This window comes from Sinobacterium norvegicum, assembly GCF_923077115.1.
Taxonomy (GTDB): domain Bacteria; phylum Pseudomonadota; class Gammaproteobacteria; order Pseudomonadales; family Sinobacteriaceae; genus Sinobacterium; species Sinobacterium norvegicum.
Genome location: NZ_CAKLPX010000007.1, coordinates 18,735 through 42,891 on the forward strand (window position 1 = coordinate 18,735; position 24,157 = coordinate 42,891).

At 42.4% G+C, this 24,157-nt stretch carries 19 protein-coding genes; 16 read left to right on the forward strand and 3 right to left on the reverse strand.

Annotated features, from left to right (window positions below; translation table 11 throughout):
- Window positions 1-3 precede the first annotated feature (3 nt).
- The 13 genes from L9P87_RS17160 to L9P87_RS17220 all read left to right on the forward strand — a co-directional run bounded on the left by L9P87_RS17160 (window position 4) and on the right by L9P87_RS17220 (window position 20,299).
- Window positions 4-1,962: a DUF4091 domain-containing protein gene (locus tag L9P87_RS17160; RefSeq protein ID WP_237445991.1), complete on the forward strand. Its 1,959-nt coding sequence runs from the start codon at window positions 4-6 to the stop codon at window positions 1,960-1,962.
- Window positions 1,959-3,251 (forward strand): oligosaccharide flippase family protein, encoded by a 1,293-nt coding sequence (locus L9P87_RS17165; RefSeq protein WP_290368538.1) that lies wholly within the window; start codon window positions 1,959-1,961, stop codon window positions 3,249-3,251. The genes L9P87_RS17160 and L9P87_RS17165 overlap by 4 nt, the downstream gene beginning before the upstream one ends.
- A gap of 4 nt (window positions 3,252-3,255) precedes the next feature.
- A complete protein-coding gene (locus tag L9P87_RS17170; RefSeq protein ID WP_237445993.1) occupies window positions 3,256-4,392 on the forward strand; it encodes a glycosyltransferase family 4 protein in 1,137 nt (378 codons plus the stop codon).
- Entirely contained in the window at window positions 4,393-4,869 is a 477-nt protein-coding gene (locus tag L9P87_RS17885) for an acyltransferase (protein ID WP_290368539.1), read from the forward strand.
- Window positions 4,870-6,111 carry an O-antigen ligase family protein gene (locus L9P87_RS17180; RefSeq protein ID WP_237445994.1) on the forward strand — a complete coding sequence of 414 codons (1,242 nt, stop codon included), beginning with the start codon at window positions 4,870-4,872 and terminating at the stop codon, window positions 6,109-6,111.
- Window positions 6,108-7,280: a glycosyltransferase family 4 protein gene (locus L9P87_RS17185; protein ID WP_237445995.1), complete on the forward strand. Its 1,173-nt coding sequence runs from the start codon at window positions 6,108-6,110 to the stop codon at window positions 7,278-7,280. Before L9P87_RS17180 ends, L9P87_RS17185 begins: the two co-directional genes overlap by 4 nt.
- Window positions 7,281-7,295: 15 nt before the next feature.
- Entirely contained in the window at window positions 7,296-9,398 is a 2,103-nt protein-coding gene (locus L9P87_RS17190) for a bi-domain-containing oxidoreductase (protein ID WP_237445996.1), read from the forward strand.
- Window positions 9,399-11,093: an alginate lyase family protein gene (locus L9P87_RS17195; protein WP_237445997.1), complete on the forward strand. Its 1,695-nt coding sequence runs from the start codon at window positions 9,399-9,401 to the stop codon at window positions 11,091-11,093.
- Window positions 11,090-12,331, forward strand: coding sequence for a glycosyltransferase family 4 protein (locus L9P87_RS17200; protein ID WP_237445998.1), 1,242 nt, complete (start codon window positions 11,090-11,092; stop codon window positions 12,329-12,331). The genes L9P87_RS17195 and L9P87_RS17200 overlap by 4 nt, the downstream gene beginning before the upstream one ends.
- Before the next feature lie 105 nt (window positions 12,332-12,436).
- Window positions 12,437-14,044: a VPLPA-CTERM-specific exosortase XrtD gene (gene xrtD / locus L9P87_RS17205; RefSeq protein WP_237445999.1), complete on the forward strand. Its 1,608-nt coding sequence runs from the start codon at window positions 12,437-12,439 to the stop codon at window positions 14,042-14,044.
- Between the two features lie 43 nt (window positions 14,045-14,087).
- Complete coding sequence (locus L9P87_RS17210; protein WP_237446000.1) at window positions 14,088-15,725, forward strand: glycosyltransferase family 4 protein; 1,638 nt, start codon at window positions 14,088-14,090, stop codon at window positions 15,723-15,725.
- 14 nt (window positions 15,726-15,739) lie between these two features.
- Window positions 15,740-18,133 carry a tetratricopeptide repeat protein gene (locus L9P87_RS17215; protein WP_237446001.1) on the forward strand — a complete coding sequence of 798 codons (2,394 nt, stop codon included), beginning with the start codon at window positions 15,740-15,742 and terminating at the stop codon, window positions 18,131-18,133.
- Between the two features lie 72 nt (window positions 18,134-18,205).
- Window positions 18,206-20,299, forward strand: coding sequence for a tRNA(Met) cytidine acetyltransferase TmcA domain-containing protein (locus L9P87_RS17220; protein WP_237446002.1), 2,094 nt, complete (start codon window positions 18,206-18,208; stop codon window positions 20,297-20,299).
- Here the strand turns inward: L9P87_RS17220 and L9P87_RS17225 are convergent.
- Both L9P87_RS17225 and L9P87_RS17230 read right to left on the reverse strand, forming a co-directional pair.
- Complete coding sequence (locus L9P87_RS17225) at window positions 20,262-20,996, reverse strand: Crp/Fnr family transcriptional regulator (RefSeq protein ID WP_237446003.1); 735 nt, start codon at window positions 20,994-20,996, stop codon at window positions 20,262-20,264. The two genes, L9P87_RS17220 and L9P87_RS17225, sit on opposite strands and share 38 nt — an antisense overlap.
- A 30-nt stretch (window positions 20,997-21,026) precedes the next feature.
- Window positions 21,027-21,305, reverse strand: a complete 279-nt coding sequence (locus L9P87_RS17230; protein ID WP_237446004.1) for a TfoX/Sxy family protein — start codon at window positions 21,303-21,305, stop codon at window positions 21,027-21,029.
- A 183-nt stretch (window positions 21,306-21,488) separates the two neighbouring features.
- Here L9P87_RS17230 and L9P87_RS17235 point away from each other — a divergent pair, with 183 nt between their 5' ends.
- The 3 genes from L9P87_RS17235 to cysE are packed head-to-tail and all read left to right on the forward strand — an operon-like array spanning window position 21,489 to window position 23,623.
- Window positions 21,489-22,169 (forward strand): M15 family metallopeptidase, encoded by a 681-nt coding sequence (locus L9P87_RS17235; RefSeq protein WP_237446005.1) that lies wholly within the window; start codon window positions 21,489-21,491, stop codon window positions 22,167-22,169.
- 21 nt (window positions 22,170-22,190) lie between these two features.
- Window positions 22,191-22,856 (forward strand): HAD family hydrolase, encoded by a 666-nt coding sequence (locus L9P87_RS17240; protein ID WP_237446006.1) that lies wholly within the window; start codon window positions 22,191-22,193, stop codon window positions 22,854-22,856.
- Complete coding sequence (gene cysE / locus L9P87_RS17245; RefSeq protein ID WP_237446007.1) at window positions 22,853-23,623, forward strand: serine O-acetyltransferase; 771 nt, start codon at window positions 22,853-22,855, stop codon at window positions 23,621-23,623. The genes L9P87_RS17240 and cysE overlap by 4 nt, the downstream gene beginning before the upstream one ends.
- On the opposite strand, the gene yjgA is transcribed toward cysE, so the two are convergent.
- Window positions 23,620-24,126 (reverse strand): ribosome biogenesis factor YjgA, encoded by a 507-nt coding sequence (gene yjgA, locus L9P87_RS17250; RefSeq protein ID WP_237446008.1) that lies wholly within the window; start codon window positions 24,124-24,126, stop codon window positions 23,620-23,622. The genes cysE and yjgA overlap by 4 nt on opposite strands.
- Window positions 24,127-24,157 lie beyond the last annotated feature (31 nt).

Here is a 24,157-nt window from a genome sequence, read left to right on the forward strand (position 1 = left end):
TTGATGAAACTTATGCGCCTGTTATCACTGCTGAGTATTGTGATTTCTATCAATACGAATGCAATTGATATTCTGTCAATAGAGCCTGTATATAACAGACAGGATGGTTATAGCCAGTTGCTTGATGGGGCTGTGTCGTCGACATTACAAGTTAACTCTTTGGGAACAATTCGTTATAGCTACGTTAACCCAGTAGTCGTTAGCATAGATGTTGGCGAAGATATGAAATTAACTGGCCTGTCAGTTCATGTTCAAATTAAGAAAAAATCCTCAGTGTATGGGCTCCAGAAGCTATCTCTGTATGAGGAGCATCATGGAGGCTACCGGTTCTTAGCGGATAAAGTGTTATCCCCAGGTATGTCAGTCGATGGTGGAGCATGGGTTGATATTGAGGTTGTAGGTTATGCGAAAAAATATAAGATAGTAATGCATGTCGATGGTAAGCTTTTGTTTCTTGATGAGATTAAAGTAAGTGCAGAAAGATATAATGGCAATAGTGACCAACCAAATCATGCTGACTATGTAGATGATGTTGTTTCGGATAGTTATTCACGCTTCGAAAAAAAAGAAAACACTACGAATGCTAGATTAAGAGTATTTGATCCGGTGGTGGATTTAGTCAGTGGTGAAAGTATAGAGGTTGAGGCTAACAAGACCTTAAAGATACTTCATTATGGCGTTGATAACAGTGATGTAAATATTGGCTTAGAATTGAATACCCTCGACGAACAAAGGTATTCTGTATTTGTTAATGATTGCAGCGGTAATAATATTGGCCATAGCCTTAGTGAATTACAGGTGGTGCAGGCAAATGATGGGCAATACGTCTATGACGTAGTTATGCCGCTGAAAATGGATCAGCGCATAGGGCTTAAGTCCGGAAAATACATGCTGACTGTCAAAGGATTAGATCGTCTGCTGTGTGATGAGTACCTGGTGAGTGTATCGATGGAGGAAAAAAATTATCAGGTTGTGATTAAGTCGCAGCAATATATAACGGAGACTATACCTGCAGAAGTCATGCTATGGGGTTATCCGCAAGATGGTGTATTGTGGTCTAAACCACAGGAAGCTATTGATTATTTACGTGGCATAGGCGTGAATAACTTTTTAATACATCCCAGCGATATTCCAAAATTTGATGGGAGAAGCAGCAATATAAAATCCACTATTGAGAAGTATAACAATGTTGAGGGGGATAGATATTATCTATTTTTAGCCTGGCTCCCAAATAGAAACCCGCTTATAAGAAAAGATAAACATGAACAAATTAGGATAGTTAAAGATTGGATCGATGACTTAAAAGAAATAACCAATATTAGTAATGTAGTAGTCTATATCCATGATGAACCAAATAATCTTGAGCGGATAAAGTTTAACTATGATGTTGCACGGCTATTTAAGCAGGTTGATCCAGATATTCAATTATATACAAATCCAGATTTTTCCCGATTAAATAGTTATCAGCAAATAAAATATGTTGAATTATACGAAGATGTATTTGACATTATACAGCCGCTTGATAAATACGCTTCAGTTTTCAGTACGCTATCAAAAAGAAATGATTATGACCTCTGGACTTATGGGGTGCCTCGTTATCCTGCTAAAAGCTCAAGTCCAATTGAGTATCAACAGCTAGGTATTAAAGCAGGACTGTTTGGGGCGAAAGGGGTTGGGGTGTGGTCGTATAGTGCAATTGGTGGCAAGTCTGAATGGTTAGATTATGACGGTTATAAAGCTGACTGGAATTTATCTTATGGATCTGACAGTGGTATTCTTGACAGCGTTAGAATGAAAGCATTCAAGCGTGGTCTGCAGGATTACAAGCTGATCAGGCATCATATCAATAAAGGCTGTAAAGTAGGTGATATAGCAAAGGTGACCTTGCTTAGCAATAAGCTGTATAGGTTTGGGTTATATCGAAAGGCGCTTGTTGAGTTTTGCCGTGGGGATATAAGTTGATAACTGTAACCTTAAGGCGCTCAGCCTCTGTAATGTTAGTCAATTTGGCCGGCGTAGCCGTTGGCTTCCTCTTACAGCTGTTTCTTACTAATTCGTTGCCAATCGATGTCTACGGGACCTATGCATTTTATGTAAGCTTAACAGGATTTTCTGTTGTGGTTGCGAAGTTTGGGTCTGATTTGTCTGCAAACAGATATTTGCCAAGTATTATTGAGTCGGATAATTTAAAGCTTTTTAATCACTTTAATCTGAGGGCAGTAATTCTTGTTGCCCTTATGTCCCTGTTAATATCATTGTTGTATGCTCTTCTCCAGTATATTGGTTCAAGTAGCCTTGTAGAGATAAGCTTTCTGGTGTTTTTTCTGATAATTATACTCTTCTCTGTGAGTCAATATTTTTGCGCTGTAATTCAGGCGATTGGATTATCAATATATTCTCAATCAATCCTTAATGTGTGTAGGCCAATTATATTTCTAGGGATGGTTTTAATTTCAGTAAATATATATAGCGACAGTGATATTTCATCAGTAATGACAATGTATGGCATCTCATCTGGAGTATGTATAATCATTGCGTCGGTCATCATTTATAAAAACCTGCCACAAGGTGCGGGTAGTTTGCTGAATGTTGATAAGAGGGTGGATTTTTCGACATGGTTGAAAACATCTGCATCATTGTCTCTTGTTGTATTTCTTAATCTTATAGTTAATCAATTTGACTTGTTGTATCTCGGTATATCCGGCAGTGCAATTGATGTGGCAAAATACAATGTAATGTTACGAGTGTCGACTTTTGTTCAGTTCCCAACAGTGGCTGCAGGACTTGTCTTAGCACCAAAGATTGCCCTGGCATGGGATAAGGGTGAGAGGAAAAAACTTGAGCAATTAATTTCAACAATTGTTGCTCCAGCCTTTGCCTTGTGTGTGCTAATTGCTCTTGCGATTATTTTCTTCTCTGAAGAAATATTTCAATTGTTTGGTGGTGAATATAGCATTAATAATAGTGACCTCGTTATTGTTATATCTGCACGATTAATCAATGCAATAGGAGGCATATCTGGCTATATCATGACGATGACCGGAAACCACAAGGATGCTATTAAAGTACTTGTTGTTGCGTCGCTGGTAAGTATTAGTTTTTCTTCTCTGTTAATTCCTGAATTTGGTATTGAAGGGGCGGTATATGTGAACCTTGCTGCGTCGATGTGCTGGGTTCTTATGATGAGTTACTTTGTTGTTGTTCGCACTGGTATTTCCCCAATTTTTCTTATTAGAAAGGTGAAAACGTAATATAATGAAAGTTGCCGTCACATATAGAGTACTCCAAGGTTGGCGTCTACCGATGTTTGAGCGCTTGTCAGATAAAAATAATATTGACCTTAAGCTATTTTATGGTTGTGATTTCAAAGGTACTAAGGTTGTCAGTTCAAAGAGGTCGCATACCTTTCTTTCAAAAAAATTACCGTCAATTCCCATTAGGTTAAAGACTTCTAACGGGAATGCACTGGCACCTTTTAGTCCAACGTTGTTGTTCGAACTCATTTTATATAGGCCTGATGTAGTGCTTTGTGAGGGGGCATCAAATTTTATTAACAACCTATTCGTTCTATTGTATGTAAAGCTCTTTAACAAGAAAATGATTCAGTGGGGGCTGGGTGAAATAAGCGGGAGGAAAAAGTCACGAATTAGAAAGTCTTTGGATTTTATTATTGAGTACACGGAAAGGAAATCAGACGCCTGTTTAGCGTATAGCAATGTTGGTGCCGACTATTACAAAAATATAGGAGTGAGCAGCGACAAAATATTTGTAGCCGTTAATGTGATTGATACTGATGATAAATTGAAAGAAATATCAAAATTTAATATAGAAAAGGTATATAAAAAATCACATGCTAAGTCAAAATTTAACGTCCTATTCGTAGGTGCTTTAACGAGGCAGAAAAACGTTGAATTGTTGATTAATGCGTACCAAAAGCTAGAGATTAAGTATGGCCATGATGTCAGCTTAGTAGTGGTTGGTAATGGCGACGATGCCATCCGTCTTAAAGAGATTGCGGTCAGAAGTTGTTGTGAAAATATTGCCTTCAGAGGCAATATCGTCGAGGGAGTAAGTAAGTATTTCCTGTCATCAGATATTGTTGTTCTTCCAGGATTAGGGGGGTTGGTTGTATCTGATTCTTTGGTTCATGGCGTGCCTGTGATTGCGTCCATAGGTGATGGCTGTGAGCAGGATTTACTATCTACAGGTGCTGGAATAATAATTAATGACATAACTTCGGATAAGTTGTTTGAGGTGTTAGACGAGTTATTTCAATCACCTGATAGGATGAGATTGATGTCCTCCGAGGCAAAAAATGTAATTGAAAATAAGTATAATGTGAATACTTATATAGATTCTATTGTTGAGTGTTTGGAGTCGGTAGATAAATAAATGATTAAAATAATAATAAGAAAAATAATCGCCAGGGTGAGATATTTAAGACTAAAATTCAGATCCCCAAATTTTATTATTGATTTGAATAATTTTTACTGTGGGACTGGCTGTTTTGTGAGCCCTAAAAATAGCATTGTTATAGGCTCAGATTTCTACATGGGTATAGCTTGTCACTTGGCGTCAGACGCTGTTATAGGCTCAGATGTCCTTTTTGCCTCTAGAGTGTCTCTTGTCGGAGGGGATCACAAAATTGATGGTATAACTGGGCCGATTAGGGCGTCAGGTCGGGGAGAGTTTAAAACTATTACCATTGAAGACAATGTCTGGGTAGGTCATGGCGCAATCATTATGGCTGGTGTTTATATCTCAAGCGGGGCTGTTGTTGCTGCCGGATCTGTTGTTACCAAAGATGTATCAGGGAATGCAGTTGTGGGTGGAAATCCGGCAAGATTGATTCGGTATCGGGAGGTATAAATGCAGACTAAAGAGTCATCAGAGTCACGCTATTGGCGTCTTGCCTTTGGTTTGGTTACGCTCGATTCAATGCTAACATATTTCGTCGGTATGCGATTTGGTATACCAGTTAACGCGACTCTACCCATAATTGTTACGATTTTATCTTTTCGATTTGGCTTTTCTAAGTCAATTGTTAGAACGAATAAGTTTTTATTGCTTGCGATAATGTTTTTATCATTCGCTGTTGGTATTGTAATATGCGACGACTTAGAGTTTCGACGTTTTAATAAGCTTATAACAGCAGTCTCAGCATTTTATATTGGATATAATGCAATAAGATCGAATAATGATTTCCGTGCTTTTTTCAATATGCTTTTATATATTGCATTTTTATATTCTGTTGTTTGCTTCGTTGCATTATCAGGATTCAATAGTAATTATTTTCCTGTTATAGATACTATCGGTTTCAAAGATGGTGTAATAGTGGTAAGGACAGAAGTTACAACAGACCAAAATTTTCAAATATTTTACCTTTTCTTTGCATCCTTTGTATTAATGATTAGAAACAGTCTGTGGATAAAATGTGTTTTTATTATCACTATAATACTCTCTCTTTATGCAATGGTATCGCTGCAAACTCGTAGCGGTTTTATGATTATGCTGGCAGCATTAATTATCAGTTATTGGTATTATCTTAAAGAGAATCCTAAAAAAATAATATTAAGCCTTGCAGTGTCAGCGATTTCTATCTTGTCCCTGGTGGTTTATAAGTTTGACGCTATTACAACATTTTCACAAAAATTCGTAGATAGGTTTGTTAATGATGATTTCCATACGTTTTATGGACGTGTTGATTCAGCTTCGTATTTATTTGATCGAGTAGTAAACCCTATGTGGTGGCTGCCCCGTGGAAACGAACATTTTATGGCTAATCACTTTGGCGAGGTTCCGCATTTTAATCCTACTGCATTTTATCTAGAGGCTGGACTTATAGGGCTTGTTGCTTGGTTTTTACTGGTAGTAGTACCACTTTTCAAACATAGAAATTTGGTGTTACGACGATTAAATATCAACCCTCTGTATGGCATGGTATACATTGGTGCACTGGTTGCTTTTGTAACAAGTCTGTCGCTGAATATGCCCTTACATGAACATATGTGGATTTGGGTTGGCGGCCTGTTGGCGGTTCTTCCCAGATTGAAGTCTGATTCACATGACTATAGTCTTGTTCAGCAACGTAAAAATGAGGTGATTTCATGATTATTCTTATTGGCTCGTCCAGCGCGCCAGATACTGGCTCTGGTATTACGACTTATTGCAAAGAAATGGTTGAAGAGTTTTTTCGCAGAGGCTTCAGTGTTTTTTATACTTCGCCGAAACCTGTTGATGCTACATGGCTCGAACAGTATTGCGATGGTTTTATAGAAACATCACAGTTTGTTGATGTTTCTGAAAGATCAATAAATCTTATTAACTTTGTCGCAGATAATAATATTGAATATATTCTTAATAATGATAATCCAATACTGCAGAGTGTTGCTAGCAAATTAGATGCTGTTTTTATCTCTGTCGCTCATTTGTCTAGAACAAATATTTTGTCACTGGCTTGCTATAACCACCAATATTGCGATTATATAATTTCTATTTGTTCTGAAATGCAGTCGATTATTGTTAATACAAAAAAAATTGATACAAGCAAAGTGCCGATTGTTTATAATGGAATCTATGATACGTATATCCAGCCAGAAAATTTCTCTTCTCGTTCCTCCGTTAAAAAAACAATAATATATTGTGGCGGCAGTATTGAGCGAAAAGGAAGTGATTTAGTCTTGCAATCTGTATTGTCAGGTGGTTCGGTCTGGAGCGAATATCAGTTACATTGGTACGGCGATTTATCTAAAGCCTATATAAATAAACTTGAAGGCTTACCGCATGTGACAATGTTTGGGCGTGTGGCGAGAGATAGGCTGCAGCTGGCTCTTCAAAATTCAGATATATTCTTACTTCCTTCTCGTAGTGAGGGCTGTCCCATGGCTTTAATTGAGGCCATGAGTATGGCCAATGCCTGTATTACAAGTGATGGCGTTGGAGCGATGGACGTGATGGTCCAGCATGGCAGAGAAGGCTATGTTTTGAATTTGAAACAGTGGTCAGATCAATTCCATAGCTGTCTGACACATTTTTCACGAACAAAAACTCTGGATTCTATGAAGCATTTGGCTCGTGATAAGTATTTGCAATGCTATACGATCAATAACACGGTAGACAATGTCATAACCTTGTTTGAGTCTGTTGACGCTAAGCCGGTCAGTCAACCTGTTTCAGAGCCTAAATTGTTGCGCTGGCACAGACCACTGCGCTCTGACGGTATAAAGTCGCCAATGGTGGATAGATTTTGTATTAAGTTTGGCTTATTGCGAAAAGTATAATAATAGGTGGGTACTATGAAACAGGTCATGCAAGATTTATCAGGCGGAAGAACATACTTAGAATTAAGCCCCTGCCCAAAGGTTTCCAGTTTGTCTATCCTGGTGCAAACTAGTAATACATTGGTCTCTGTCGGAACAGAAAAAATGCTTCTTGATTTTGGTCGCGGGAATATACTACAGAAGGCATTACAGCAGCCTGATAAAGTGAAGCAGGTTCTCGAAAAGGTTTCTACTGATGGTCTCGTTAGTACTGTTGATGCTGTTCGAAGCAAGTTAGACACACCTATACCGTTAGGCTATTGCAATGTCGGAACTATTGTCGAGATGGGGGAAAAGGCTCATGGGTTTAAGGTGGGGGATCGTGTAGTCTCCAATGGCAATCATGCTGAGTTTGTCACAACAACAGAAAACCTGACCGCAAAAATCCCTGACAATGTATCGAATGAATCGGCTTCTTTTACTGTCATCGGAGCTATTGCTTTACAGGGTATACGTCTGCTCAACCCAACGCTGGGTGAATGTATCGTTGTCACAGGTTTAGGGCTTGTTGGTCTTCTAGCTGTTCAGCTACTCAAGGCACAGGGTTGCAGGGTTCTAGCAGTAGATTTTGATCAAAATAAGCTCGATTTAGCAAAGAGTTTTGGTGCCGAAATAGTCAACTTATCAAAAGGAGAATCATTGCTAAACGCAGCGATGATTTTCTCCCGTCAAAATGGTGTAGATGGGGTTTTGATCACTGCGTCTACTAAAAGCAATGAACCTTTATCCCAGGCAGCAAGAATTTCACGAAAACGAGGTCGGATTGTTCTTGTCGGGGTAGTTGGCTTGGAGGTGTCCAGGGATGATTTCTACGAGAAAGAGTTAAGTTTTCAAGTATCTTGCTCATATGGTCCTGGTCGTTACGACGAGAGTTATGAAAAGTTTGGCAATGACTATCCTATTGGTTATGTTCGCTGGACGGAAAAAAGAAATTTTGAAGCTATACTTGATCTATTAGCTTCAGGACATATCTCTACTGAAAAACTCGTTACTCACCAATTTAAGCTTGACGAGGTCGAGCAAGCCTATGAACTTGTATCCCAAGGAAATCAGCTAGGTATACTTTTACAATATAATTCTGACGCTGAAGAGCATGCCGTCACAGAGATTGCTATTGAATGTGATAAGGCCTCTGATGTTTGCGCAACCAGCAGCAGTCTGGGGTTTATTGGGGCAGGAAACTATGCCAGAGCTGTTTTGTTGCCTTGCTTCTCAAAGACGGAAGCGAAGCTAAGCGCTATTTCAAGCAATAGCGGGATCACAGCAGTTAGTTTGGCCAAGAAATTTAATGTATCACTTGCTACATCTGACTATGAGAAAATCTTAGCCTCTGATGTAGGAGCGGTTGTTATTTCAACACAGCATAACAGCCATGCTGCAATCGCACTTAGCTCTATTGAGCATAAAAAGCATGTATTCCTCGAGAAGCCACTGGCACTAAACCATGTAGATATTGATTTAATTGAGCAGGCTTTATCAACGAAAAACACTATATTTACTGTTGGGTTTAATCGACGGTATTCTCCGCATGCTATCAAGATGAAATCCTTGCTGCAGTCAGTAAATACTCCTAAGACATTTATATACACTATTAATGCTGGTCATATTCCTTCTGACCATTGGGTTCAGAATGAAGCTGTAGGAGGTGGGCGCTTAGTTGGTGAGTGCTGCCATTTTATCGACCTTGTGAGATTTTTGTGTGGTCATAAGGTGGTCAGTTACTCAATTAATAATATGAAGGCAGAGTGCTCTGATTCATTTTCAGTCAGCCTGTCTTTTGAGGATGGCTCGATTGGTCTCATTAACTACATTTCTGTAGGTGGTAAGTCGTACCCAAAAGAGAAGTTGGAAGTATTTTGTGCCGGCAGTGTTCTACTATTGAACAACTTTAGGATGCTTACCGGTTATAACTGGCCCGGTTTCAAAAAGATGCGTACATTACGCCAAGATAAGGGGCAGCGACAATGTGCTCAAGCTTTTGTCTCTGCAATAAAGACGTTAGATAACTCTATGCTGCCTCCTGTTGATGAGATACTCGAAGTTTCTCGTATTTGTTTAGATTTATCTATGGCTAGGTAAATGAATATCAGAATACAATATTTTCTCAAGTTGGGTAGAACTGTAAGATACTTAAAGTTGTCTCAGGTTTATTATTATTTTATTAGAAGAGTAATAAAAATTAAATATAATTTTTTATCTGACAATGATTTTTGTATCAGAGATAGATCATTGGTTTCTTTTTTCGATAATAGCGAGTCATTCAATTCATTTAAGCCATTTAATTTCAAATTTTTGAATGTTTCTCATTGTTTTGAAAATGAAACTGTTGATTGGGAATTGTGTACTGTTAGTAGGCTTTGGCGATATAATTTGCATTATTTTGAGTTTCTTTCAGATGGTTCGAGAAGTGACATTGAAAAAATAAGTTTGATCCAGCAGTGGATCGATAAAAATCCTGTTGATACCGGCACAGGGTGGGAGCCATACTGCGTTAGCCTGCGAATTGTAAGTTGGATAAAATATTTTTCATGCCGTGATATGGATGTCCCGGCAGAGGCTTTGAAGTCGCTCTACCAGCAGTGTATATGGTTGGAGAGCAATCTCGAATTGCACATACTCGCTAATCACTATTTTGAAAATATAAAGGCCATATACTTGGCTGGATTGTTTTTTAAATCGCGTAGGGCTGATCGATGGGCTTCTGGTTATGCTATAAAACTAAATGAACAGATAGTTGAGCAGTTCTTACCTGATGGAGGCCACTATGAAAGAAGCTCGCTTTATCATCAAGTGATCACCAAAGGATTGTTAGAACTATTCTCGTTTACTGAGTCAGTCGAAAATCCAGAACTTAATGGGCTTATACCGTTAGATTTTCTCGAGCAATATATATGTCGTGCGCTGGATTTCTCACAGCAAATCGTTTTTCCTAATGGAGATTTACCTAACTTTAATGATGCTTCTTCAGTACCTTGCTTGACTGAGTGGAACATGAGGTATGCAGAATCAGTTAACATCTTTTCTCAAGGTCATATCGCTGAAGCATATAATTACAAATCTTCTGGTTATGCGGGTATTAAGCTAACGAATGACATGTTTGTGATGAAAACTGGGCCGGTTGGCCCTGATTATCAGCCCGGTCATACACATTGCGATATATTGAGTTACGAACTTATGTTGGCTGGTAGTAAGGTTATTGTTGATACCGGTGTTTATGAGTATCAGCCCGGTGAATGTAGAGCGCATTGCCGCTCAACTCAGGCTCATAATACTGTTCAGGTTGCTGGCTATGAGCAGACTGAGGTATGGGGCGATTTTCGCGTTGCTAGACGGGTAAGTTCGGTGGAGTGTGACCTTAATAGCTCTAATAACAGTCATAGAATTACAGGGGCTTACAAAGGCTTTTTTGCAAGACCGGCGGGACTCGTGTCGCATACCAGAGCTGTAGATGTAACTGTTGAAAACGATGCTATCTCATGTTTAGAAATTAATGACATCATCACAGCTTCTGGCTCAGATAATTGTGTCAATCGAATCCATTTACATCCCTCTATTATTCCTGTTTTAAACGATGAAGACACAAATGTATATCTCTATTTGGAGGGAGATTTGATTGCCAAATTAAATTTTAAGGGTTTTGATGGTGTCAGTATAATGGATACGGAATACTACCCTGACTTTGGTGTTAGGGAAGCTAATAAGTGTTTAGTTCTGTCCTCGTCTGGTTATTTTCCTCAATCTTTTAGCTACTCAATAGAGGTGGTTTTAAAATGAAGATTTTATTTCTATCACATTACTTCACCCCCGAAGTTAATGCACCTGCTACTCGCACCTTTGAGCACTGCCGGCGTTGGGTCGAGCTTGGTCACGATGTAACTGTTGTTAGCTGTGTGCCACACCACCCAATGGGAAAGGCCTACCAAGGGTATAGCAATAAGCTTTTCTATAAGGAATCAATCGCAGGGATAAAAGTAATAAGGGTTAAAACATATATTACTGCTAATGAAGGGTTTCTTAAAAGAACCTTGAACTATGTTCTCTATATGCTTGCTGCGATTATATGCAGCCTTTTTACAGGTAAGGCTGATGTTGTTGTTTCTACGACACCACAATTCTTTAATGGTTTGGCTGGTTATTTCGTCTCACGAATAAAAAGAGCACCTTGGGTGTTAGAAATAAGGGATCTTTGGCCTGAATCGATTGTTGCAGTTGGAGCAGTAAAAAACAATTTTGTTATAGCCGTACTCGAGTGGATAGAACGCTTTGTTTATAAAAAATCAGACCGAATTATCTCAGTGACAGATTCTTTTGTCAGTCATATTAAGAATGTCTCAGGCCGCGATGATGGTATTCATGTCATACGCAATGGTGTTGACTTAAATATGTTTACTCCGATACCCAAGAATGAAGCGTTTTCTAAAAAATATGGCCTGCTCGATAAATTCGTCGTTTCCTATGTAGGGACACATGGGATGGCGCACGGGCTTGATACCATTCTTGATGCCGCTAAACTGCTGTCTGAACGTAAAGATATTGCTATTCTAATGGTCGGTGATGGCTCAGAACGCTCCAGGCTTGATGATAAGATTAAAAACGAGAGAATTAGTAATATTGTCATGCTAGGACAGCAACCCAAGGAGATGATGCCTAAAATTTGGTCTGTATCTGATGTCAGTCTTGTTGTGCTACGAAGACTGGACCTTTTTAAGTCTGTTATACCCTCTAAAATATTTGAATCTATGGCAATGGAGAAGCCGATTATTCTCGGTGTGGAAGGAGAGGTTGAAAAGATTATCGACAGTGCTGGAAGCGGTATCTCCATCCCCCCTGAGGATGCTTCTGCTTTGGCTCAAGCAATCATACGGTTGGCCGATGATCATAATTTATATCGTGAATGCTCTAATAATGGCCGCGTCTGTGTAGAGCGTGATTTTGATAGGCTCGTATTAGCAGATAACATAGCAGTGATGTTAGCTGAGTTAATTCGATGTGAAGGTTATGTTGAGGCCTAATTTTAATATGTCGCCAATGTAATAATTTCCGACATTGCTTGAGCAGTGTGAATGAGTATGGTGCTATTGAATCAAATATAATTATAAACTTGATGAGATTGCTACATGGCTGATATAGATGTTGAGATAACAGATAGAGTATTAGAGAAACCATCTTCTGATTTTTGGTTGTTTTCAGCTCTTTCAGCATTATCTTTATTTTCGATTATCTATATATGCCGCGATTCACTATTCCTCATGGTTCAGTACTGGGAGCGCGACGAGTATAGTCATGGCTATATGATCCCTATGATCGCAATTTTCTTAGCGTTGCAGACACTGCCTACACTGTCGAAAAGATCAAGAAAGGGAAGTTGGTTAGGAGTTGTTGTTACACTTTTTGGTGTGGTTTTCTGGGCTATGGGGGAACTTAGCTCTCTTTATATCATAACTCAGTATGCTTTTTTACTCTCTATAGCTGGGCTGGTGATTACTATTTTTGGTTGGCGTGGTATGTGGGTGTTAATTATACCTATTGCCTATCTTGTCTTTATGATCCCCCTTCCGAATTTTTTATATAACAGTCTCAGTCAATCTCTGCAGTTAATTTCATCTGAAATCGGTGTTTTTTTTATAAGAATTTTCAATATCAGTGTTTTCTTGGAAGGGAATGTTATTGATTTAGGTGTCTATAAATTACAAGTGGTTGAGGCCTGTAGTGGGTTGCGTTATTTATTCCCTCTGATGAGCTTTGGCTTTCTTATTGCAGCAATATATAGGGGGCCGCTGTGGCATAAGTTTATAATTTTCCTAACGACTATACCTATCACCGTAATTATGAACAGTTTTAGGATTGGCATAATTGGTGTCACAGTGGAGTATTGGGGGATAGAGATGGCCGAGGGTTTTCTCCATGACTTCGAAGGCTGGGTTATTTTTATAGCTTGTTTGTTTATTTTGTTTATCGAAATTATAATCCTTGGGGTTATATCTGGCTATAAGAGCCCTGTTATTGATCGCTTTGATTTAGATCTTCCCGATTGGCCGAATATCAAGTTTAGAGATACCTTCTTTTCCTTTAAAAATCAGGCTCCATTGGTAATTGTTACCGTACTATTATTGGCTTCTTTGTCTGCAGAGAATGTCGTTACTGGGCGCGAGGATATCCAGCCCCAGCGTGAATCGTTTGTTTCTTTCCCTGTGTTTAAAGGTGATTGGTATGGGCGAACAACGTCATTACAGGACGATGTGTTAGATGTTTTGAAATTGACGGATTATATTACCGCAACTTATAGCCGCGGTGTTAGTAACGAGTCGCCTGTAGCCTTGTATGTTGCCTATTACAATTCACAGAGAAAGGGGGCGTCTATACATTCTCCGAAGTCATGTTTGCCTGGAGGCGGCTGGGTTATGCAGGAGTTTGGTCAACACGAGGTTGTGGGTGTTCCATCCATGAATGGAATGATGGTTAACCGTAGTGTTATTTCACAGGGTGGGAAAAAGCAGTTGGTATATTATTGGTTCGAACAGAGAGGGAGAAAACTTACCAATGAATACTCGCTAAAAATCTACCTGATGATCGATGCTATTCGTATAAATCGTACCGATGGAGCGTTGGTGCGAGTTATAACAATGCTTGGTGAAAATGAGGAAATCAGTACTGCTGATGAAAGATTGGGTGAGTTTTTGCTTGATTTTTATCCCAAATTAGAATCCCACATTCCAAGCTCGTAAAATAATTGGTTAGACCTATAAAAATAATAAGAGAGGTTTTTCTTTGGATCTGGTCTTAAGCTTTGCCTTATCGTTGTTTGGTACCATTGTATTGATGCCTCCAATGATTCGTTATGCCGCCAACTTTGGTTTGACCGATGAGCCTGGCGATGAACGAAAAATACATACTGCGGTTATTCCGCGTTGTGGTGGATTGGCTATTGCGCTTGCTTCTGTCTTGCCCCTATATCTGTGGTTGCCGCTTAATGATGAATTGCTAGGATTAATTATAGCCAGTTCCATTATTGTTACTTTCGGCGTTGTCGATGATGTTAAAGAGCTTGATTATAAGTGGAAATTTATTGGGCAGATACTGGCCGTCATATGTTTGATTTTCTTTGGCATAGAAATATCAATACTACCATTCTTCTCGCCAACAACGACGTACTATCAACCGTTATGCTTACTGGTTTCGTTTTTCTTTTTGTTAGGCTGTATTAATGCGGTCAATCTTTCTGATGGACTTGATGGTCTCGCTGCTGGTGTTAGCTTACTGTCTCTTGGCTTGGTGATTGTGTATGCTTCAATTGCAGAAGATTTCGGTGCAGCTATGGTTGCAATTATTGTTATAGGTGGATTGCTTGGCTTTCTTCGGTTCAATACCTACCCTGCACGCGTATTTTTAGGCGATACAGGCAGTCAGTTAACCGGCCTTGTTCTGTGCTCCTTGGCCCTGATTGTGACTCAGGTTGACAATTCTCCGCTCAGCCCTATGCTTCCTGTTTTGATGTTAGGCTTGCCAATTTTCGACACTTTGATGGTTATGGTTATCCGCTTAAGAGCTGGTCGATCACCATTTTCACCTGACAAAAATCATTTGCATCATCGATTGATGGGTCTTGGTTTTCACCATTACCAAGCTGTAGCCGCCATTTATATCATGCAGTTTTCGCTTTTAGCCTCATCGTATTTTCTGCGTTATGAAAGTGACCTTATCATTGCAGTATTCTACCTGTTCTTTTGTAGTATTTTGCTTCTGATGCTCTATCTATTGTCTTCCAATGTTTATATATCGAAAGGCGCTGATGTAGGTTTGTCGGAGCGGATAAACAATGACAAAAGAAATAGCTTGATTAGAAGGTTTGAGTGGTTTTATCTACATTCCACCTCGGTTATTCAATGCCTTTTGTTGATTTTTTACACATTTGTATTTGTTTTTTCTTATGGTGATATATCTGCTGAGCTTGCTGAATATATGATCGTTGTCAGTGTTGTTTTGTTTTTGGTGCATTTGTTATCTACAGGGCAGAATCCAGTCGTTCTACGGTTGATCTTCTATAGTGGCGGTGTTGTCGCCACGCTATTGTTGTCGGTCATCGATTCGACTGCCTTGGTGGTATTCTTCGACAGTTTCTTGTTGTTATTGGTTGTTGTTTTGGCTCTGGCGATTAGGATGACGCGTAAAGAGTTTTTTCGATTAGATAATCAGGATCTGCTTGTTTTTCTTGCTGTTATTGTCATACCTCAGTTCCCATTTGATTCAATCGATTCGACTACATTAGGTCATTTTACCCTGAGAATTGTTGTGCTCTTTTATGCCAGTGAGTTCCTGGTAGCGAGAGTTGATTTCAATAAGCGATTTCTTCCATATTTTGTGCCGCTAGGATTGTTTTTTCTGGCGACGTTTTCTTATGTTTATTAAAAGGTGTCCGAGTAATGAATAATAAAAATATATTGAAAGAGGCTGCCTTTGCAATATGCATGGCCAGTGTTTTTCTTCTCTCTGGGTGTGGCAGTGAAAATCGAGAAGAGTCTTACCTAGAAAAGGCTAGAGAGCATATCGAGGCCGGAAACTATCAAAAGGCTGAAGTAGATATTAAAAATGTACTACAAATTAATGCGAATAATATTGAAGGCCGTTTATTGTTGGTTGAAGTTGCTGAGAATGAAAAAGAATGGAGGACGGTATTCTCGACACTGTTGTTTATTATTGAAAAAGAGCCCAATAATTACGCTGCGAATGAGAAGCTTGCACAGATATATTTGTCGATGAAAAATGTGGAAGATGCCCAGCTCTATGTCGACAAAATGATACTTAACGACCCTGATAGAGCAGCGTCATACTCATCTTTAGGCATGATTAAGATGTTCGAAGGTGATATCGATGCGGCCAAAGCGTTGGCTGAGAAGGCTTTAAAGCGGGATCCTTCTGATATATTCGGCGTTAATATTTTTGTCCAATATCATAAGGGTGATACTGAAAAGGGTTTAGCCATCGTAAGACAGGGGCTCGATGCCTCTCCGGATAACCAGATCTTGTACCGTTTGCTTATTGCGCTTCACTCCGAGGCCGGAGATGTTGAAGGTGTTAGGTCGGGTTATAGTAAGCTAATAGCCTTAGCACCACAGAATGTTTCATACTATGAGCAGCTGTTTAAAACCTACCTTTCTGTCGATGATAAAGATTATCAAAAGGTGATTGAAATTCTTGATTCTGGTATTGCTGCCAACCCAGATAATGAGAAGTTCAAGGTTTGGAAAACTGATGCGATATCGATTAGTCAGGGGGTTGAACCGGCTATACAATATCTCAAAGAGTTGATTGCAGCTTCTCCAGAGAGTTTTTTGTACCGGGGTAGTTTGGCCAAGCTATATTTTGGCAGTGACCAATATGACTTGGGTATGAGCAGTTTAAATGAGGCTATTGATTACAACCCCGTCGGTGCCTCGGCACTATCTGCTCGAGTTCAAATAGCAGGCATTTATTACGGCAAGGGAGATATTGTCTCAACTGATAAGTACCTTGATGAAACGCTCGATATTGATCCAAACCACGTTGATGCCTTATACCTTAGGGCTAAGATTCTCGTGGGTAAGCAAGACTATGATGGCGCTATATCGGCACTTCGAATTTTGTTAAATAGCAAGCCTGACTCTGTCTCTGCGCTTCTCCTTATCGGTAATATATACGAGGTTCGTGGAGATAGTTTGTTGTCAATTGATAGCTTTAGAAAGGTGTTATCATTGCAGCCTAATAACATCGACGCACTGAATAAACTGGGTGTTTCCCTGGCTGCATCAGGAGAGCAAGAACTGGCTGAACAGCAGTTCAAACGAGCGCTGGAGCTGCAACCGGGTAACGTTAATACCATTAGATCTTTAGCAGATATCTACTCCGCACAACAGCGCTGGGATGAGGCCAAAGAGCTGTTAGAACCCCTCGAAGGACAGGAGCAGCTGCGTGCCTTCACCCGTTACGTTAAGGCCAGGATACTGCTTCGTGAGAATAAGTTGGCTGAGGCCGAGCCTCTTTTGGTCGACTCCATTACAGCCAATCCAAATATCATTGAACCTCTGACCACCTATGTCCAGTTACTTGTCTCTCAGGAAAGGAGTGAAGATGCTAAACAATTTGTGATGATGTTTATCAAGGATAACCCGACAGCCTTTCACGGATATGAATCACTTGGGTTTGTTAAACAAGTTCAAGGTGACCGGGAGGGCGCTATTGCTGATTATCAAAAGTCGATTGAGCTTAACTCTGTTGCGTCATCCTCATATATCAAGCTCGCTGCACTTTATATGTCTAACAAAAACTACCAGCAAGCTGAGGAAATTTACCGAGATGTCATCTCTGAGACAAATGAGCCTGAAAAAGGTGAGTTGGCGCTGGCTGAGCTCTTCCGTTTTCAGCAGCGCTATGATGAATCGCGCATCATGTATAAGTCTTTATTGCAGAGTGCTCCCAACAGTGCCGTTGCCAAAAATAACTATGCCGTTCTACTGTTGGATTACTTTGGCGCAGATGAGGACTTAAGAGAGGCCCGTGAACTGCTGGTCGGCTTTGAGGACAGTAATGTCCCTGCTTTTTTGGACACATTCGGTTGGTTACAATATCGTTTGGGTAACTATACTCAGGCAGTATCCTTTCTAAAGCTTGCTATTAAGCGTGGCGGCGAGGGTGCGGAGTTCGACTATCATTTAGGTATGGCATACAAGGCCTCTGGCATGAATGAGGAGGCCAAGCAGCTTCTACAGTCTGCACTTGCGGTAGAGGAACAGGATTTTACAGGCAAACAGGAGGCTAAACAGGCGTTGGCCGATTTATAAAGCGTCGTTTTTTTGTTATAAATGCCTGCTACTTAGTGGGCTTTTTTATGCCTGATACCTAGAGGCAATTCAATGAGCAGTGTTCAGCGGGACCCCCAATTGTTGTTAGCGACTCTAGCGGACGCTGTTAGAGTCGCTCGAACCACAGGTCGGCGGCAGTTATTTCTTGTCACCGAAGAGCAGTGGTTGCGTCATGGTGACGCTATTGTGGCAGAGCTTCCCGCCCCTTACGTGCTGATATGCCATGATGAGCACGACATGGCTACGTCTCAGTGCTGTGGCTATAGCAAGATAACTTCTTTACTCGGCCGAGATTTTGACAGTGTTATCTTTGACACCCGCGTGCAAGGCTTCTCGGCTTCGGCCTTTGGTATTGCCAGCGGCTTGATAAACCAGTCCGGTATCTTTCTTATTATACTTGCCAACGAACTATCCAAACCGAATTCATTGGGAGAGCAACAGCGTTTCGCCATACATACAGAAGAGGGGCAGTATCAAAGCCTTTTCGATCGTCGAGTTTTGGCGCAGCTAGCTGCCAGTCAAAATAGTGATGAACCATTGTTGGCCAGAGATGACTATCGTGAGGATCAGCGAGCGGTTATTGATGCGATGGTGTCTCAACTCAATGGTCGTGCCCATCGGCCATTAGTCTTAACCGCAGATCGAGGGCGGGGTAAGAGTCATTGCCTGGGTGAGTCACTGAATTGTTATTTAAGCGCCAAGCCAGGTGCCCAAGCGGTACTCTGTGCTGCATCAAAGTCGTCTCTTGTTGAAGTGTATAGGGTGCTGTTAGATGAGTTTTTACCCAATGTTCGATTTTTGCCTGTTGATAAGTTGATCAGTGATGAGGTGCCGGAGGGTGTCGATATCTTGTTGGTCGACGAGGCGGCAGCGATACCTGTGCCTCAGCTCATGGTGTTAGTAAAGAAATTCAAACGGGTCATTTTGGCCTCAACAGTCCATGGTTATGAGGGCAGTGGCCGAGGTTTTGGTATTCGTTTTTTCAAACTACTGGCTGCGTCATTCAAGCAGTGGCGGCATTTGCAGCTAACCCTGCCGGTGCGCTGGCTTGATGGCGACCCGCTGGAGGCGTTGACGAATCGCTTATTGTTGCTCGATGCTGAGCCTGCGGATATTGTGAAGCCGGATGAGCTTGATGTTCTCAGCCTGAAACTGGTCACTCCTTCGGCTGCCGATTTAGCCTCTGATGAGGCATTACTCGGCCAGTTTTTTGGCTTGCTTGTAAGCGCTCACTATCAGACTACGCCCGATGACTTAAGAATGCTGCTGGATAGTACTGCTATTGAGTGTGTTGCATTGGCAAAAGATGATGTCTTGCTTGCCGCTGCCATTATTGTCAGAGAGGGGGGCATCCCTCAGCCGCTGGTCGACTTGATCGCAGTGGGTACTCGCCGGCCGAAGGGGCAGCTGGTTGCTCAGCAATTAATTACCACCTATGGGCGTCGAGAGGCAGGGCTGTTACACGGGCGCAGAGTGATGAGAATAGCGGTACACCACAATGCTCAAGGCCGAGGGATTGGCGGTCATTTATTATCTCAAATTGAACAGCGCTATCGTGCGACAGGGGTAGATTATTTATCGTCCAGCTTTGGTGCCGATGCACTACTGTTAAGATTTTGGCAAGGGCAGGGTTATCAACCGATCAAGTTTGGCTTCAGCCGTGATGCCGCCAGTGGTGAGCATGCGGCTATCGTCATCAAGCCCTTAACGGCAGAGGGCGATGCTCTGGCCAACAGTTGCCGACAACAATTTATTCACGCATTGCCGGTTTGGTTGGTGGAGCAGTTGCGAACATTGGCGGGGGATTTGGTGTCTCTGGCCTTTAGAGAACAGACTCCATTGGTGATAGACGCGCAGTGTCTCGATCGTCTATCACTCTACCTCAATGGCGGGCTGAGTTACGATTTTTTTGTGCAGGATTTTAAACGGTTTGCGGTTGCTTTGTTTACTAACGCAATACCACTCGATGACAGGCAGATGACATTATTAGTTAGTAAGGTGTTGAAGCAAAATAGTTGGTCACAAACAGCCTCGGACTGTGGTATGAACGGTAGAAAGCAAAGCGAGGCAGCGCTCAAACACGTGGTGAAATATGGTATCGACGCCCTTAAGCGTCTTCAGACCCACTCGACAGCTGTTGATTGAGGTCGTTGATTTGACGACTCATGGTGTCGATCAGGTTTTGACAAATCTTTGGGTGTGATTGCATCAGCGATATAAACTGATCCTGCCGAGTAGCGACCACGGTACAGGCGGTTTTTGCTGTCACCGTGGCGTTGCGAATACTGTTGTTAAACGCGGCCATGGCACCAAAAATTTCATCCTCATGAACATCGCCAATCTTCTTGTCGTTTTGACAAACCTCAGCATGACCGGTAATCAATGAATAAACATGTTTCGCCCTGTCCCCCTGCTGAATAATCACGTCCCCGGCGGCGAAGTGGATAAAGTCTAACTCTGGCCTGTTCCCACTGTTGGGGTTGTTACCCGCCATATAGGTGTAGAGAAAAAGCAGTGATGTCCACAGCTGACTCAGCTCGACGTTTTCACTCAATTGCTCAGATGAATAGTGGCTGAATTCGGCATTGACGGCATAAAAACTATCACTGTTGCCCAAGGCGAGCGTCCGTGAGGGGATAAGCATGCCGGTGCTGTAAACACGGGTTTTACCGTCGGCGGTCAGTTGCTCTACTCGCCCCTTGCTGATGAGCGACAAGGTGTTGCCCTCGCCGAGTTTGTGTTTATCAGCCTGAGTTATAGGGGTTAGCTTTTCACTTATCGTCTGGCTCAGCTGGGTGATTTGCTGAGTCAATGAGTGATTTTTATTAGTTTTATTGTCCATTGCCAATGATCCTTATTCGTCAGTCTGTAGTCAATTAACCGGTTCGGTGATGAGCGCTTCCACTCGGGCGATTAAATCTGTTTTCGTTTGGCTGTCGAGCTGCTTCCAGTTGATGTCATTAAGTGCACCATAAAGGGCATAAAGGACAACCTTCGATACGGCAAAGCCCCGCTCTTTGATTTTGATATAGGCGGGTTCTGCGCCGATAGATTCAAGCTGTTGTCTATCTCGAATGCCAATAGCGTTGAGCCAGTTAATGGTGGTATTACCGAGGTTCTTCATGTCTTCTAGTGGCTGGTTGTTGTCCATGTTCATCCCTGTGGCTGCTCATTCCAGATATCCGTATCTGGTGGTGATCGCGTTCGATTATGCGTTAGCGCATTGAGCTATCGCTAGTGATGTCTATAGCATAGTCTATCCTGCTGAGAAAATAAGGTGTTAATAGTGGTCTCGCAGTATAATATTTAAATATATTAACGAAGAGAATTCAAAGTGTTAAGTAATGCTCAAATCTTAGGTGTCGATGACGCTCACGTGCTGGCCGTCGATGGCAATGACTCTTTGCAGCGGTTAGAAGGTAAAACCTTGGCTGCGTTTTATCGCCTTCGCCAGGCGGCGGCGGCGGATGGTATTGCTTTGACGATTGCCAGCGGTCATAGAGATTTCTTTCGCCAGCAGAAAATCTGGAATAATAAGGCGACTGGCAAGTCTGTTCTGCGCAATATAGAGGGTGATGTTATTCCCTTTGAGGCGATGAGCAGTCGTGAGTTGTTGGCTGTTATTATGCGCTGGTCGGCCCTGCCCGGTGCATCCCGTCACCACTGGGGCAGTGACTTCGATGTCTATGATGCTGCCGCGGTCGATGACGACTATCAGCTGCAGCTGGTGCCAGAGGAATACCAGTCAACCGGTGTGTTTAGTGCATTGACTGTTTGGCTTGATAAACAGTGGCGTGAGGGTAAGTTTACCGACTTTTATCGTCCCTATGATATTGATCGTGGTGGGGTTGCCCCAGAGCCCTGGCACTTGAGCTATAGGCCAGTGGCTGAGATTTGCCAGCAGCGGTTGACGCCGGTGTTGTTGACAGAGCTTTTGAGCAAACATGATATCGCGTTATCCGCGCTATGCCTGAGTGATATTGAGGCTTTATATCAGCGTTATATCTCACTGTGATAGCAAGAGACTGAACACGCCATGGTAGATTTTAATCGAGTAGCATTAATCATTTTTGACTGCGATGGTGTTCTTGTCGACAGCGAGGGAATAGCCGCCAGGGTTATGGCCGAGCATGTAACGGCCCTGGGCTGGCCGATGACGTTGCTGCAATGCCAGCAAGCCTTTAAGGGGTTGAGCTTGGCTCGTTGTGGGGTGTTGATTGAGAAACAGTTGTCGATCACACTGCCCGATACTTTTTTCTCTGATTTGCAGCGGCAAACCTTTGCCTGTTTTAGTGAAGAGTTAACGGCAATTACAGGCGTGGAGGCATTACTGCAATCACTGCGTATCCCCTGCTGCGTCGCCTCCAGTGGCTACTTTGACAAGTTGGCGGTGACGCTGGAAAAAACATCGTTGGCAGGATATTTTGATCAGCGAGTATACAGTGCTGAGCAGGTTGCGAATGGCAAGCCTGCGCCAGATTTATTTCTTTTTGCGGCGGCACAGATGCAGGTTGATGCCGAGCGCTGTCTGGTTGTCGAGGACTCGCTTCCCGGTGTCGAAGCGGCTTTGGCAGCGGGTATGCAGGTCATTGGCTACGATGAGGTTGGTACTGGAGAGTTGAGTGTTAAGGCTAGTGAGGTGGTGCAAACAATGGCACAATTACAGCAACGATTAGCAACAGCAGGGCTGGTTCAACAGTGAATAATCTTTGGCAAACAATATTTGATGAGGTGGAGGTTCACAGTAAAAATGAGCCTGTTTTAGCCAGTTTTTATCACGCTGCGGTGTTAAATCATCGGGATTTAACCTGCGCTCTATCCTATCAGTTGGCGATTCGGCTCGAGAGCGAAACGGTATCGGCGATGTTGATTCGCGATGTCTGTTTGCAGGCTTTCAGGGAAGACCCCGAGATCATGGCGGCGGTCAGCGCAGATTTAACCTCATACCCTGAGCGTGATGCAGCCTGTACCGAGTATTCGATGCCGCTGTTGTATTTTAAGGGTTTCCAAGCGGTACAGGCCTACCGTGTGGCTAACTGGCTGTGGCGTCAGCGGCGGGTGTCTCTGGCGCTGTACTTCCAAAATTGCATTGCCACTGTCTTCGATGTTGATATACACCCGGGCGCAAAGATAGGGGGCGGGTTGATGCTCGATCATGCCACGGGCTTGGTCATCGGGGAGACAGCGGTTGTTGGTAAAGATGTATCGATGCTGCACTCTGTGACGCTGGGAGGCTCTGGTTGCTCGGGCGGTAGTCGGCACCCGAAGATTGGCGATGGGGTGTTGATCAGTGCCGGGGCCAAGGTCTTAGGCGGTATTGAGGTGGGTAACGGGGCGAAAATTGCCGCCGGCAGTGTGGTTCTTGAGAATGTGCCAGAACACACCACCGTGGCCGGCGTGCCGGCGAAGGTTGTCGGTAAACCGCGCAGCCCTCAGCCGTCATTGTCGATGAATCAAACCATCGGCTAGCGCTCGCTTTCTAGTTCGCGCAGATATTGAAACAGCTTTTTTGACGCGCCCGATGGCTTGTTATTTTCTTTTTCTTTGTTGATCTGACGTGTCAGTTGGCGCAGCTGCTGACGGTCTGCCGTCGGGTAGGTGCTCACCACCTCTTCGATGACAGGGTTGCCTTCGGCGACGATTCTATCGCGAAGCGCCTCGAGCTTATGGAAACGGTGGCTGAGCTCTAGGTTGCCGCGTTCGATTTTTGCTAGGGCATCCACAATGGGTTCCATATCGATGGTACGCATCACCTTGCCGATATATTGAATCTGGCGTCTAAGCGCCTCGCGACTTTTGATGCGGTGGGCAATATCAATAGCATCAATCAATTTTTCGCCGAGAGGAATACGATCGCGATCGGCCTTGGACAGCTCTACCAAAGTCTTGCCAATCTGCTGCAGTTCGTGCATTTCACGCTTCACTTGGCTTTTTGACGGGCCGTCGTATTCAAACTCTTGTTCGTTGCTCATGATGTCTCTCACTTTCGCCGCCGGCTGATTA